12 protein-coding genes and 2 pseudogenes are annotated in these 14154 nt (G+C 58.6%); 7 read left to right on the forward strand and 7 right to left on the reverse strand.

Annotated elements, in window-relative coordinates:
- Positions 1-33: 33 nt before the first annotated feature.
- The 4 genes from ACP7BH_RS15745 to ACP7BH_RS15760 all read right to left on the reverse strand — a co-directional run bounded on the left by ACP7BH_RS15745 (position 34) and on the right by ACP7BH_RS15760 (position 3126).
- Positions 34-624, reverse strand: a complete 591-nt coding sequence (locus tag ACP7BH_RS15745) for a 2-hydroxychromene-2-carboxylate isomerase (RefSeq protein WP_425986781.1) — start codon at positions 622-624, stop codon at positions 34-36.
- Positions 621-1616, reverse strand: a complete 996-nt coding sequence (locus ACP7BH_RS15750; RefSeq protein WP_425986784.1) for a dihydrodipicolinate synthase family protein — start codon at positions 1614-1616, stop codon at positions 621-623. The genes ACP7BH_RS15745 and ACP7BH_RS15750 overlap by 4 nt, the downstream gene beginning before the upstream one ends.
- Positions 1617-1693: 77 nt before the next feature.
- Entirely contained in the window at positions 1694-2758 is a 1065-nt protein-coding gene (gene gtdA / locus ACP7BH_RS15755; protein WP_425986786.1) for a gentisate 1,2-dioxygenase, read from the reverse strand.
- Between the two features lie 44 nt (positions 2759-2802).
- Positions 2803-3126, reverse strand: coding sequence for a 2Fe-2S iron-sulfur cluster-binding protein (locus ACP7BH_RS15760; protein WP_425986788.1), 324 nt, complete (start codon positions 3124-3126; stop codon positions 2803-2805).
- 967 nt (positions 3127-4093) lie between these two features.
- On the opposite strand from ACP7BH_RS15760, the gene ACP7BH_RS15765 reads away from it, so the two are divergent.
- The 5 genes and pseudogenes from ACP7BH_RS15765 to ACP7BH_RS15785 all read left to right on the forward strand — a co-directional run bounded on the left by ACP7BH_RS15765 (position 4094) and on the right by ACP7BH_RS15785 (position 9558).
- On the forward strand, positions 4094-5332 hold the full coding sequence (locus ACP7BH_RS15765; protein ID WP_425986790.1) for a CaiB/BaiF CoA transferase family protein: 1239 nt from the start codon (positions 4094-4096) through the stop codon (positions 5330-5332).
- Entirely contained in the window at positions 5329-6243 is a 915-nt protein-coding gene (locus ACP7BH_RS15770) for a hydroxymethylglutaryl-CoA lyase (protein WP_425986792.1), read from the forward strand. Before ACP7BH_RS15765 ends, ACP7BH_RS15770 begins: the two co-directional genes overlap by 4 nt.
- A 17-nt stretch (positions 6244-6260) precedes the next feature.
- Entirely contained in the window at positions 6261-7646 is a 1386-nt protein-coding gene (gene leuC / locus ACP7BH_RS15775) for a 3-isopropylmalate dehydratase large subunit (RefSeq protein WP_425986794.1), read from the forward strand.
- Complete coding sequence (leuD, locus tag ACP7BH_RS15780; protein ID WP_425986796.1) at positions 7646-8299, forward strand: 3-isopropylmalate dehydratase small subunit; 654 nt, start codon at positions 7646-7648, stop codon at positions 8297-8299. The genes leuC and leuD overlap by 1 nt, the downstream gene beginning before the upstream one ends.
- Before the next feature lie 480 nt (positions 8300-8779).
- Positions 8780-9558 (forward strand): annotated as a pseudogene (locus tag ACP7BH_RS15785) (IS110 family transposase).
- A 230-nt stretch (positions 9559-9788) separates the two neighbouring features.
- On the opposite strand, the pseudogene ACP7BH_RS15790 reads toward ACP7BH_RS15785, so the two are convergent.
- Positions 9789-10281: pseudogene (locus ACP7BH_RS15790) on the reverse strand (integrase core domain-containing protein); the annotation flags it as partial.
- Positions 10282-10296: 15 nt separating this feature from the next.
- On the opposite strand from ACP7BH_RS15790, the gene ACP7BH_RS15795 reads away from it, so the two are divergent.
- Positions 10297-10593 carry an integrase core domain-containing protein gene (locus tag ACP7BH_RS15795; RefSeq protein WP_425986798.1) on the forward strand — a complete coding sequence of 99 codons (297 nt, stop codon included), beginning with the start codon at positions 10297-10299 and terminating at the stop codon, positions 10591-10593.
- Between the two features lie 546 nt (positions 10594-11139).
- A complete protein-coding gene (locus tag ACP7BH_RS15800; protein WP_425986800.1) occupies positions 11140-11655 on the forward strand; it encodes a MarR family winged helix-turn-helix transcriptional regulator in 516 nt (171 codons plus the stop codon).
- A gap of 71 nt (positions 11656-11726) precedes the next feature.
- Here the strand turns inward: ACP7BH_RS15800 and ACP7BH_RS15805 are convergent, their stop codons facing one another.
- Positions 11727-12584, reverse strand: a complete 858-nt coding sequence (locus ACP7BH_RS15805; protein ID WP_425986802.1) for a fumarylacetoacetate hydrolase family protein — start codon at positions 12582-12584, stop codon at positions 11727-11729.
- Positions 12585-12679: 95 nt separating this feature from the next.
- Positions 12680-13924, reverse strand: coding sequence for a cytochrome P450 (locus ACP7BH_RS15810; RefSeq protein ID WP_425986804.1), 1245 nt, complete (start codon positions 13922-13924; stop codon positions 12680-12682).
- Positions 13925-14154: the final 230 nt, after the last annotated feature.

Raw genomic sequence — 14154 nt, forward strand, 5'->3', positions numbered from 1 at the left:
TCTCCTTCTAGATGAATAACGTTAATGTCTAAACTAGTGCTGTAGGGATGTTTCCATAAACGTGAGGCGATCATTGCCCCACCACATCTGTTCTCCCACGATCATGGTAGGCGTGCCGAATACGCCCGCATCATGGGCAGCCTGCGTACTGGCGCCGTAGGCGTCAGTAGCGTCATCTGATAAGACCCAGGCTGAAAGTGCCTCCGCGCTCCAGCCAAAGCGGCCGGCAAGCTCGTCCAACAGCGCTGGATCTGCAGGATCGGCACCTTGTCCCCAAACCCGGTCCCAGGCCGCACGGATGAAAGCTTCGCCCTCGCTTTTACCCGATGCATACAGGAAGCCCTTGTTCAGTTTTTCTGACGCAAGAGACATAGGGAATATTAGCGGCACGCCATATTCCTCGGCCCAGCGGCTCAGATCCTTGGTCAGATAGCGGATCTTCAAAGGAAGTGTGACGTTTGGGGGCGACGTATTGCCCGCCATGAGTTTCAACTGGGGCAGATTCACAACATGTGGACGAAACTCCAGACCATACTGCCTGCAGAGCGCCGGCACCTTGTGAAAGGCCAAGTATGCGAACGGACTCATGAAGTCGAAATAGAAATCAAGCTGCCTGCCAGTCACTTGGAGGTTCCCGCCTCAAGTTCTTTGGCGAGCTTTGCCCATTGCCGCCCGGATTCCCGCCCTCCCTCCAGGATCGCCTCGGGAACCAGATGATAAGGAGGGCGACAAGGTCCTGCCACCATCCACCCGGCCGCATCCATTCGGGCCTTCTCAATACCGATGTTATAGACCGAGAACTCCTTGAATGAACCGTTTGGAAAGAGCGTTCGATAGGTTTGGCCAATTCTATCGGTCAGTGCCTTCGAACGGGTCCAATCGCCGGTTTTCACCGCCTCGGCCACGAGGTCACGGAGCTGGATGACGGGGGTCGGCCCGCAAACCGCACCACTCGTCCAGAACGCTGTACAGTTTTCGGGATCGAGGCGGGCGGCGGCGTAGTAGTCCACATCGAGCGGCATGAGACGTATGCGTCGCCTGGTCAGGTTCAGGTCGGCATAAAGCGCGGCCGTGTTGATGTATTTTGCACAAACCACCTGTGAAATTTCAGACACCTGCGCCCAGAACGCACGCGGAAAATCGAACTTGAACGCCTCAGGATTGGCGTAGGCACAGATGGCCATATCCGGGCAGGCTTCGGCCACATCTCTGTAAAACTGTACCGCTGTCGACACGTCGGGCTGCACCCACATGGGAAGCCCCAGCATCACCCCGTCAAGCCCGATCTCGCGGGCGGTCTTTGTCATGGTGATGGAGTCACGGGTATTGAGCGCGGTTGCACCGCCGAATATAGGAACGCGGCCCCGTCCCGCCTCGACCAACGTTTGCATGAACCCGCGCTTCTCCTCCCAGGTTGTGGTTGCGCCTTCGCCGAGTGTGCCAAGCGAAAGAATACCATCTACACCCGAGGTGATGAGGGCTTCGACCGCACGTGCGGTTTCGTCCAGATCAACAGTGTTCTCTGCCCGGGGGTCCGAGGCGTTGGACTTGGAAGGCGTGGGCATTATTGCCCAGCATCCCTTTACGTCATCGACCGTGAGCAGTTCATGTTTCATGGCTTGATCTCCAATTTGTGGGTAGGATCTACAAGTATCGGCAGGCGCATCCAGCGCCTTCCGGACCGGCCCGCTGACTATGCGTTGAGCGGCGCCTCGTTCCCGCGGTCCTCACGCCAAAGCCCGAGCTTCTCTTGGCAGACGCGATCTGAGTATGAGAACATGACCGCCTCGCCGTCTGCCTCATGTGTGACCGTGTGCCAGCTCGGCACGACGAACAAATCCCTTGGACCCCATTCATACGTCTCGCCATTAATCACGCTACGGCCACTGCCCTCGGTGATTACGAAGATTGTCGCATCCGTCGAGCGGTAGGATTGCGTCTTGAACCCTTTTGGAAGGAGTTGAAGACACGGCGAAATCGTCGGCATGGCCCAGCCGCCGTCCACCGGATTGATGTAGCGCATTTTGAACCCATGGCGGGGGTCGATCTCTCCCTGTCTCAACAGGTGATCAAGGGCTTCCCGCGACCGCGCGTATGGGTAGTTGAAGATCGGCGACGTTGCTTTGGTTGACTTGTAACCGACCGGCAGCATATTGGCACCGTAACGCCAGGCGCTGTCCCCAACGTGGCGCGTGATGCGCTGCCGATCCTCAAGATGCTCTTCGGCGAATGACGCGTCAAAGACCGACACAATCGGGATGTCGAGACCGTCCAGCCAGATCATCGGCTCATCACTGTCATTGCCGTGGTCATGCCAGGCGGCGTGCGGGGTGATGACGAAATCCCCAAACTGCATCACTGTTCGCTCACCATCGACCGAGGTATGTGCGCCGCTGCCTTCCAGCACGAAGCGAAGGGCCGACTGACTGTGACGGTGCGCGGGGGCCACTTCCCCCGGCATAACAATCTGCAGGCCCGCATAAAGGGAGGTCGTGATCCTTGACTGGCCGCGCAGTCCCGGATTCTCGAGAACAAGTACACGCCGCTCAGCTTCTCGCGCTGTGATCAGCCCGCCTGCTTCCAGCAAGTAGGATCTTGCCTCATCGAAGCGCCAAAGATGTGGGACGCAGCCACTCTTCGGCTCGGGCGTGATTATATTAGAAAGCACAGTCCAAAGCGCAGTATAGGAACCGCGGTCGATCTTTTCATAAAAGACCTTTCGATCTGCGGTTTCCGTGGGTTTTTCGGTAAGAGACATGTTGCTATCCGGTTCGCGCCTCAAACAGGAAGCGCTTATTTCAATCAAAATTGGAATTGTGGAGTAGTCACTGTCAGGCCGTCAAGTTTTGGCGTAAGCCGGATTTGGCAGGCAAGGCGACTGTTATCCTGCCGGTTAGCGGCAAACTCGAGCATGCTCGTTTCGCCCTCGGTGGCCGCCGGAATTCGCGTGAGCCAATCGGAATCCACATAAACCTGGCACGTGGCGCACGCACACGCACCGCCGCAATCCGCATCGATTCCCGGCACGCCCGCCAATGTCGCCGCCTCCATCAGAGACTGGCCGTCGCTGGACGAGACCTCGCGTTGCTCGCCCGCCGAATCGATGAACACCACTTGGATCGTCATCGGCACCTCCCTTTAGCATCACCAATCAACAAGAAGGCATGTTCGGATGCCGTCTCCCGAGCGCCTGTTCGCGCATCGTAAAGACGTAATTATTCCTCACCCGCCTTTTTTTATTCGTTATGTCTGCGCGCTCATTAAGCATGCATACTATATTTTTTGCACCGCTGCGATGGCCAGTCAAGCGGATTGACGTGATGATTGGACGACCTTGACCGAAGAAGATTTTCAGGGTGTGTTGATCATTGCGGATTTCACGTCTGGGGAGCAAGTATCCGAACCATCGCTGTTTTCTGGCTCGCTCTGGCGTAGCTCTTTTTCAATTTCCTCGTGATCGTTGGACCGCGATTGCGGTGGGGCCAGTCGTTTAGTTCTTGACGCCGGTCCGTCCCCGCCTTGTCTCTTCTGAGGCACTCGCCACGGCTCATAACTGAGCTCGTGAGCGGATCGCGGCCTGCCAAGAAGTGAGGCTGATGCCGCAAGCGTAAACGAAGGCCTCAGTGATGCGCGGGTAAACTGACACTATCCACGCTGTGGCGATCGCCGAGCCTGTCACTTGGCCGACGATGCAACTCTCGGGAGGAAGTATAAGTTCCGCAGGCGGAGTCGATCTCGCAGGAGCTGCGCGGTCTTTTTGCTTGATAGCGAATGATGCGGATTAATACCTTGCTAAGCCGCCTTGGTCGGGAGGCATCCTCGCAACACAAAGACCACGCCGGGGCGGTGGCAGTCTGAAGGTATTAAGTAAAACGATTAGGTTGTTCCGGAGCAGAACGCGCCCTGCTCGAAAAGCGGCGCGAACTCGGCTTGGACAACCATATCGATTCTAACGTTGCGTTCTTAGTTGTCATGGACTGGGTACAGGAGGCAACGACTGACGACCATCCCAAGCAGCGCGCTTGATACTCTCAGTATAGCATTGCATACGCCCTGCGCCTATTATCCGGCTTTCGCCAATGGAACTTCCGACATGCCCGATCCACTCGCCCTGGCCCCGGCCGCTCCGGTTCTGACGGGGCTCAGGGTGCTCGAACTGGGGCATTTCGTTGCCGCCCCCTTCTGCACGCGCCTGTTGGGCGATCTCGGTGCGGACGTCATCAAAATCGAGCCTCCCTCAGGCGATCCCGTGCGCCAGTGGGGTGAGCAGGTAGATGGTCATTCACTGTGGTGGTCGGTTCACGGTAGAAATAAGCGCAGCATCGCCTTGGATCTTAAATCCGAAGCGGCGAAAGCCGTAGTGCTTGACCTAGTCGCGAAATGTGATGTGCTGGTTGAGAATTTCCGACCGGGACAACTGGAGAAGCTGGGTCTGGGGGCGGATGTATTGCGGGCCCATCGCCCGGACCTGATCATTGCCCACATTTCTGGCTATGGGCAGACCGGTCCTTATCGACACCGCGCGGCGTTTGGCGTGATTGGCGAGGCTATGGGGGGATTGCGCCACCTCACAAATCACCCGCCGGGCACTTACGATTTGCCGCCTGTACGCGTGGGAGTGAGCATCGGGGACTCAATAGCTGGCCTCTATGCGGCCTTCGGCGTCATGACGGCCCTTTGGCAGCGGGACCGCGAAGGCGGGGACGGGGTGCCTAGAAGCTTGGACGTCGCCCTTACTGAAAGCGTCTTTAGCATGATGGAGGCCATGCTTCCTGAATACGGTCGATTGGGCAAGATCAAGCAACCCACCGGTGGTGGGATCGTGACCGCGGCCCCCACCAATGCATACCCTACCCGTGACAATTCATGGATCTTGATCGCAGCCAACTCCGAGCCCCTGTTCAAAAAGCTCGCCGCCGCAATGAGGCAGCCCGGTCTGGCCGAAGATACCCGGTTCAAGGGCAATGCGGCGCGGGTGTCGCACATGACTGTCCTGGACGCCATAATAGCGGAGTGGACGCGCGAATACGACTCAATCGCGCTCGTCGACCTCCTTTATGCTGCTGATATTCCGTGTTCGAAGGTCTACACCGCCGCCGACATCGCTGCAGATCCTCAGTATCGGTTTCGCAACATGGTTCAGGAGATTGAAGATCCCCGCCTGGGCCGTGTGCTGCATGCTGGCGTGGTGCCTCATGTGCCAGAAAGCCCCGGCAGCATACGCTGGACCGGACCGAATATCGGCGAGCATGGTCCGGAAATCCTAGCCGAGTTGCTCGATTACAGCGCGGAACAGATCGCCGACCTTCGTGCAGCAGGAGCCATGCCATGAATCAACGAGCCCTGGAAATTGTCGAGGTCGGCCCCCGTGATGGTTTTCAGTCGATCACAGATGTGATCCCGACCCCCGTGAAACTCGATCTGGTTGAGAAGCTTTATGCCGCAGGCGTAAGGCGGATGGAGGCCACCGCGTTCGTCAGCGCTACGGCTGTGCCGCAGTTGGCCGACGCGGGTGAGGTCATGCGGCGAGCGCAGGCCCTGCCGGGTCTCGACGTGCAGGTACTGGTTCCTAATCTCCGCAACGCCGGCAAGGCCCTCGAGGCCGGAGCCACCCACCTGGCCTTCGTTCTTTCGGTATCGCAACGCCATAATGAGAACAATGTCCGGCGCACGCCCTTGGAATCGGTCGAGGACTATCGGTCAGTCGCAGCAATGATGCCGGACGGCGCGCAGATGCGGTTGAATGTCGCCACGGCTTTCGACTGTCCCTGGGATGGGAGGATGAACTCCACCCACACCTTGGCATTGCTCGATCGGCTGGTGGACATCCTTCCGCAGGCCGAAATCTGTCTGTGCGACACCACGGGCAGGGTCACGCCCGACCGGGTCTCGTCATTGTTCGCCGCCGCCCGGTCTCGGTTTCCGCAGGTCGGAGGGTGGGCCTATCACGGTCACGACACGTATGGATTGGGCGTCGCCAATGTCGTGGCTGCCTGGGACGCCGGTGTCGACGTGGTGGACGCCTCCTTCGCGGGACTGGGAGGTTGTCCATTTGCGCCAGGCGCAACCGGCAATGTGGCCACGGAGGACGTGGTCTGGACGTTCGAACAGATGGGCGTCCCGACTGGCTTAGACCTCAAGCGCCTCGTGGGCGTGGCCTTGGAGGGAGCTCAGCTTCCCGGTGCCATGATGGGCGGCCGTGTGCGCGACGCCCTGGCGTCGGGTCTGGGGCTTAAATCGTGACGGCTGAGCCTAGAACGATGTTCCAGAAGATCTGGGACGCCCATGTCGTGGGTAACGCGATCGGCGGAGGCGTCCTCCTCTATATTGACCGCCATTTGGTGAATGAGGTCACTAGCCCGCAAGCGTTCGAAGGGTTGCGGCTGGCTGGGCGCTCCGTGCACCGGCCGGGTGCCACCATCGCGGTCGCAGACCACAATGTCCCGACCGAACACCGGGACCGCCCGATTTCCGATTCCGCCAGTCGCAACCAAGTCGAGACTCTGGAGCGGAACGTTGCTGAGTTCGGCTTACCGTACGTCCCACTGCGCAGCCGCCTCCAGGGAATTGTACATGTCATCGGCCCGGAGATGGGCATGACCCTACCGGGCATGACAATCGTGTGCGGTGACAGCCATACGTCGACACATGGCGCCTTTGGAGCCCTGGCCTTCGGCATTGGAACGTCCGAGGTCGAACATGTCCTTGCCACTCAGACCCTGATCCAGAAGCCGGCCAAGACCCTCCTCCTGAACGTGAAGGGAAAGCTAGGGGCCGGTGTCACAAGTAAAGATCTCATTCTGGCCATAATCGGGCAGCTGGGTACGGCTGGCGCAACGGGCTATGTCATCGAGTATGCAGGCGAAGCAATCCGCGCACTCAACATGGCGGGGCGCATGACTGTTTGCAACATGTCGATCGAAGCCGGCGCGCGCGCCGGTTTGATCGCTCCAGACGACAAGACATTCGCCTGGATCCGCGGTCGGCCCCTTGCACCACAGGGAGATGCATTCGAAGCCTCGAAAACCGTGTGGACCGCCTTCGCAACGGATCCCGGCGCGACATACGATCGGACGGTGGAGATTAACGCCGAGGAGATCGAGCCCATGGTCACCTGGGGTACCAGCCCGGAAGCTGTGGTGTCGGTGAATGGCCGGACTCCTTCGGTCGATCAGATGCCCGTGGAACGAGCTTCCGAAATCCAGCACATGCTCGAGTATATGGGGCTGGGACCCGACCAGCCTGTGCTTGGCCTGAAGATTGACGTGGTTTTCATCGGCAGTTGCACCAACAGCCGTATCGAGGACCTCCGCGCCGCGGCTGGCTTGGTCGGCGACCGGAAGGTGGCCCCTGGCGTTCGTGCTCTTGTCGTTCCTGGATCGGGGACCGTAAAGGCCCAGGCGGAGGCAGAGGGACTGGCTTCAACATTCCTTGCGGCGGGTTTCGAATGGCGCGAGGCGGGATGTTCGATGTGTCTGGGCATGAACCCAGACCAGCTGGAACCGGGACAACGCTGCGCCTCGACCTCGAACCGCAACTTCGAGGGCCGCCAAGGTCAAGGCGGTCGCACGCACCTGATGTCACCAGTCATGGCGGCCGCAGCGGCAATCGCCGGAGAGATCGTGGATTCCCGGAGTTTCGACTGATGCAACCCTTCGTGCGCCTCACCGGGGTTGCTGCCTCTTTGCCGATTGCGAACATCGACACGGACAAGATCCTAGCCGGACGCTTTCTGAAGACGACCAGCCGGGCGGGGTTGGGCATCCACCTTTTCCACACGCTCCGCTACGACGCGACCGGCGGTGACCGGAAAGAATTCATCCTAAACCGAGAGCCTTGGCGGCGTGCGTCAATCCTAATCTCGGGTGCCAATTTCGGCTGCGGGTCGAGCCGGGAGCATGCGCCTTGGGCCATTTTGGATTTCGGCATTCGTTGCATCGTCGCCCCGAGTTTTGCGGATATTTTTTACAACAATTGCTTCAAGAACGGAATTTTGCCAGTCGCCCTGCCCGATGCCACCGTCGCCCGATTGACGACATATGCCAACGACGCCGATCGGGCGACAATGACCGTCGATCTTCAATCTCAGACCATCACTCTATCAGGCGGGAGCGTTTTCGCTTTTGATGTCGATCGAGACCGCAAGCGGGCGCTGCTCGAAGGCCACGACGAAATCGAGCAATCGCTGGGTGCCCTCGATGAGATCCGGGCTTGGGAGGATGCCTCCGGGGATCGCTTTGGGCGGGACATTGTGGTGGGCGACCTGATGGACGTGATTAAACCACTATGGGTGGCTTGATCCGGACCTAGAAGCCTGTGGCAGACGAGCGGAGCAGCGCCCCGCTGTCGAACCAGGTCAGGTTTTCCGGCCCCTGCGTGTGGTCTTGCTGAACTATCGTGACATGATGACCGCCACGGGCGCTAGGTCCAGGGACCAGCGCGAATCGGCATTCGGATTTTCCAAAGCATGGATACGGCATGGACCAGGGGAGGCAGCGCCAAGCCATCTGATTGAAGCGGTTGGCGGAGTGGTTCAAGTGCTTGAGATTGTTGAAGCAGCGCTCCACGTGATTTCGCAGGTTGTCGATCTTGGCATTGTCCGGCATTGGGGGCTTGCGCGAATGGGTAGAGAAAAAGTGGGCCTTGGGCCGACCTCAGCCCGATCTCACATAGGTACTCACAGCAAGTTGTTGGCGTCTGACGTGATGGTGGACGACCACCACCTGACCAGCTTTTCAGGGTTGTCGTCAGCAATGACGTCACGTCTAGGAGCGGTGTCATGCAGACCATCGCTGTGGTCGGGTTCAATCTGGCGAAGACTGTTTTCCAAGTTCACGGTATCGCCGCAGACGGCACGGTCGTCGTCAAGCGGCAGCTGCGGCGTGGCCAGATACTGGCCTTCTTGCAGTCGATTGGGCCCGGCCTCGTCGGCATGGAAGCGTGCGCTTCTGCCCATCATTAGGGGCGGGAGCCCATGGCGATCGGCCACGAGGTGCGGCTCATGCCACCGGCGTACGTGAAGGCCTATGCGAAGCGCGGCAAGACCGACGCCGCTGACGCCGAGGCGATCGCTGAGGCCGTCATCGGGCCGACCACGCGGTTTGTGGCCGTGAAGTACAAAGCGCAGCAGGCGGTGTTGATGCTGCACAAGACCCGGGATCTCCTCGTTCACCAGAGAACGATGCTGATCAACGCATTGTGGGGCGACCTCGGAGAGTTCGGCATCGTCGCTCCTCAAGGTCCAACTGGAGTGCAGGCAGCCCTGAAGACTCTGCGTGGAGAGGATCAGGACTTGCCGGATCTGGCGCGTGCCGCGCTGGGAGGCCTGGCGGGCGGCATCAGCAAGATCGGGGGACAGCTACCTTCGACGCCTTCTGGTCGTTGGGGCGACGGCTGTCCTGCGAATGGACCGCCAGCGAGAACGCGAGGGCTGGATGGGCAATCGGCTCGAACGCAAAAAAGCCCAAGGTCGCCGCCGTGGCCTTGGCCAACAAGACCGTCCGCATCGCCTGGACCCTGATGGCGCGACAGGAGGACTGCAGGCCCAGGACGGCATAGAGATCGGCGCAGTCTCCACCAGGGACCGACGCCGTAGATGAAGAGTGGTGAGATGTCATGACGAACCGGCCGCAGCCGGGGACAGGTGAAACCCAAGAGGGGGGTGAGCGACTGCAGCGCGTAGACGTGATTAGGGAGCCCGTCCGCGGACTTCATCAAGGCCAGCGGCGCACACAGCTGCATCAACAGCCGAACACATGACTGTACTCGACCACGCACCAACGTCGTTTTCAATCTTGCGTCTGGGAGATCGTCCAGACATGACCCTCCGTTGTCATCCGGCCAAGAATGAGGGTCCTTCGGTGATCTGAGTTTGGGTTGGTCGGGTTGGCAAGAGGCCGGTCTGCGCAGCCCACAACTCGTGCATCAGGCCGGCTGATCTGGCCGGTGAGCGCCTGGGCGTTGGCCTGCGGGGTCAGCCAGCCAAGCTTCGATTGAGGTCGGCTTTCGTTGTAGTCGCGCCGCCAGGCGTCCAGCACGAGCCGGGCGTGTGAAAGGGACCGGAATAGCATCTCGTTCAACAGCTCGTCGCGAAGTCGACCGTTGAAGCTCTCGTTGAAGCCGTTCTGCTGGGGCTTGCCCGGTGCGATGTAATGCCAGCCGACCCCGGTCTCGTCGGACCAGGCCAGGATGGCGTTCGAGGTAAGCCCCATGCCGCCGTCGCTGGCGATCGTCGTCGGTCGACCCCCGACGCGCGATGATGGCGTCGAGCTTACGCGCTAGGCCCTGGCGCTAGTGGTGGAGACGGCTATCGGAGGAAGGCGCATTGTACACGAGCTGGACACGCTGATCGCCCGGCGAGGCAAGCTTTCGCGGATCGCCAGCGAGAACGGCACGGAGATGACATCGCGGGCGATGCTGAATTGGGTCAACCGGAACGGCGTCGCCTGCCACTACATAGATCGCGTCAAACTCCAGCAGAACAGCTTCTTCGAGACCCTCAACGGCAAGTTCCGGCACGGGGGCCTGAATGAGGAGGTGTTCACGACCCTGGCGGAAGCCCAGGCCATGATCGACCGGTGGCAGCATGACTAAAGCTACGTCTGACCGACCTCCGCGCAGTGCGCCTCGAGCCGGAGAACGTGCGGCTGAACCAGGCGGCCGGACGGCTGCGCGACGTAAACAGCGGCGTCGCCCGGCCGCTCCCACCGGAGCTTAAGCCATGAAGCCTGCGGACTCCCCTTCTGACCGAGAGACAAGACGGGGGGCAGGTCACGGTACCGAGCCGTCGGTCAAGCGCACCGGAGAATTCCAAACAATGTACTCGCCGATGCCTTCAATGGCGGTATAAGACGAGGCCAATCCTCCGCACTTCCCGCAGCGACGCTGCGATGCCGTCTGTTCTGATGGCTTGGGTGCATCGATTGATTAAAAACCCAACGGTTGCTCGGGTATATCGGACAATCCAGCCTTCGAGGCGGATGAATGGTCAAGCTAGCGGGTAGATGTAACCTCTGTCACAGCGCAATCTTTAATCAGACACGGGCAAGCCGACGGTATTCATTTCATAATTCATAGATGGTAACTCATTATGCGGCAAATTCGCCGCTATCTTGACGCGTAACATAAAGAATAAATAGAATGAGAGATCACGTTGAGCCTCAGTATATGGAATCAGGGTGTGACCAAGCCGAATTCCGGATATTGGTAGAGCACCCAGCGCACCTGATCCGACGGAGCTATCAAGTCTTTCTGTACGCGTTCGACGAGGCCATGGCGGGCCTTGATCTGTCGCCCGTAAGTTGGATAATCATCGCAACAACCCACAATTTTCCGGGCCTTTCTGTTACGGAAGTTGCACGTCGTGCGGCGGTTGACAAAGCCAGTACCGGACGCACTGCTAGTGCCCTTGAGAGACGCGGGCTTATTTTCATAAGTAAGAGCCACACAGATGGGAGGCAGAAACTCCTTCAGCTCACCCCTTCTGGAGAGGAGCTTTATGCTAAGGCATTCGGCCGTGTCGAAAAATTGAGGTCACTTCTAATCGATGATCTTAACGCCGAAGATCAGCGTCATTTACTGACGGCGCTGGCTGCCTTTGTTCGAGCGACAGGCAAGAACACTCGTCCATCAGTTCCAACAGCTTGGGAATCCTAGACAACTGAAAAAGGTTCATTTAATCTTCATTATCCATTGCCGCGACACACGGATGCTTAAGGCTTCAGGCTTCAGGCCACATTGATTTCCATAGCGCCGATCCGGTCGATCCAGGCGTGGATCTTGTTTCCGGGCTTGACCTGTGCTACGCCCTCGGGCGTTCCCGTAAAAATCACGTCTCCAGCCTCAAGGGTGTAGAATCGGCTGGCCATTTCGATCAACTCCGGCACGCTCAGCACAAGGTCGTGCGTATTTGCCTTCTGCCGGGAGACTCCGTCCACTTTCAGTTCGAAATCGAGCTCTGAGGGATCGGGAATCTCATCAGCGGTTACGAGCCACGGACCCAAGACAGAGTAGCTGTCGATCGATTTGCGCATGCTGCGTTCCTCGGCTCCGCGCACGGTCATGTCGAGCCCGATCGCATACCCCGCGACATATTCCAGTGCTCGCTCGGCGGGCACGCGGTCTGCACGTTTGCCGATTATCGCTGCCAGTTCGATTTCGTGATCGCTGCGCCGGTCGGGGAACCGCAGCGTCACGGGTTCTGATGGGCCTATCATACTGCTGGTCGCCTTAAGAAACAAACCTGTTTCGTGAATTACCCTCACCTGGGCAGCGTTGCCCTGGTGCAGATCTTCCTGGGCGCGCGCCTCCTCGAGGTGCTTCACGTAGTTTACGGGCGCGGCTATCAGCTTCCCTGGATTTGCTATGGGAGAATCGAAATTGACCTCGCAAGCGGGACGACGCTCTCCGGTCTCCGCGGCTTCGAGGAATGCCTCCATGAGTTGATCAAGATGAGCGATCAGCGGATCATATCGCGGCAGCGGGTATCGCATCAGGGGCAAAAGTTCGAGGGCCGATGTAACATCGACAACCTGATCGTCCTGAATAATGCCGATACGGTTTCTTTGAAAACGACAGATCTTCATTATTTCCTCCTTCTAATCCAGCTGAACCGCGAACCTGCATTCCAATGTAGATTTCGCTCGCTTTCTGGCATCGCAATGCGTGGGGTCGGCGTTAATCAGGCCAGCTTAACGGGGAAAAGCTCCAGACCTCTGAACCGCGTATTGCGATGAAAACACACTTCACCGTTTCTAACCAAAGTCGGCAGTTCCTTCAGCACGGCCGCGAGGGCGATCGGAGCCTCCATCCGAGCAAGCGGCCGGCCGAGACACACGTGGATCCCAGCACCAAACGCTACGTGATTGTTCGGACGCCGCGCCAGATTAAGACGGTCGGGGTCCTCGAATATGCGTTCGTCCCGGTTCGCCGATGCTTGGCACAGAACCACCTCAGTGCCAGCTGGGATGGTCCCATTGCCGCTGGCAAGCTCAACATCGGTCGCCGTCCGCCGCCCCTGAAGCTGAAGCGGCGTAATAAAGCGAAGCAGTTCCTCGAGTGCGGAGGGCAAAGTAACTTCGCCATCGGCAAGCTGGCGCTTGCTCTGGGGGTCTTCCATCAGAAAATGCAACGACTGGGAAATCAGGTTGGTTGTAGTCTCGTGACCCCCGTTGAGGGTCACAATGCACATGTGAAGGATTTCGGAGTCGCTGACTTCGACCCCCTCACGCTGGGCCGAGGCCATGGCGCACATGATGCTCTCAGTTGGGTCTATGGTGGGGCGTGCCTTGATCTCGTCGAGAAAGGCACTGAGGTAGCCCAAGAACTCCGTCGTCGCATCATGGCCCTGCTCGATCGCTTCCGCCGAGACCTTGGGGTTGAGTGGAAAAAGGACTTTTCGCCCAATGCCCTGTATGTAGTCGGCATCCTCAACCGGAATGCCGATCACTCTGCAGATGAGTGACACCGGGATGCGGAATGCGAAATCCCGCACGAAATCGAACTCGCCCATTTTCTTAACTCTGGTGATCTCACGGTCGATTACGCTCTGGGTAAAATCTGTCAGGGACTTGATCGAGGCCTGCGAGAAGAAGGGGTTGACGATACTGCGCAAGCGATCGTGGTCCGGGTTGTCGCGGAACAGCATCGTGGACGTATGATGCTCGAGCAGAGGACCCTGACCAAACTTCTTCTCAAAAAACTCCCCCTTGTAGACAAGGCCCGACAGGTCTCGCCATACTTGGCGTACGTCATCATAGCGGGTCAGGAGGACTGTTCCATCTTCCTGTTGGTGAACAGGATCGCAATTCCGCAAAAGGCGAAAATACGTGCTGGGATCATCGAAATAGTCATCCGGCGGAGCCAGCAGATTGAAAGCTTTTGCCTTTTCCGAAACTGCGTGATCGAATTTATCAAATGCAGTCATTTTGTACTCCAAGAGCCCGAAAATCGCCGACAGCCGCAAAATGTATTAGGTGATAAGCATGCTGTCAATTTACAGCCTTAACTCAGGTTCGCTTTTTGAAGTGGTCCGTAGCAGCTTGCATTAGTCCAGCAGGCTCTTGAAGACATCGACCAGCGTCGAGCGATAAATGTTATTTCGTGGTCGTTGTGGAAGTTCCCGTGGAGCGATCCATTGGCCTGGAGTTTGACCGA

It is taken from the genome of Brevundimonas sp. TWP2-1, assembly GCF_049897645.1.
GTDB lineage: Bacteria > Pseudomonadota > Alphaproteobacteria > Caulobacterales > Caulobacteraceae > Brevundimonas.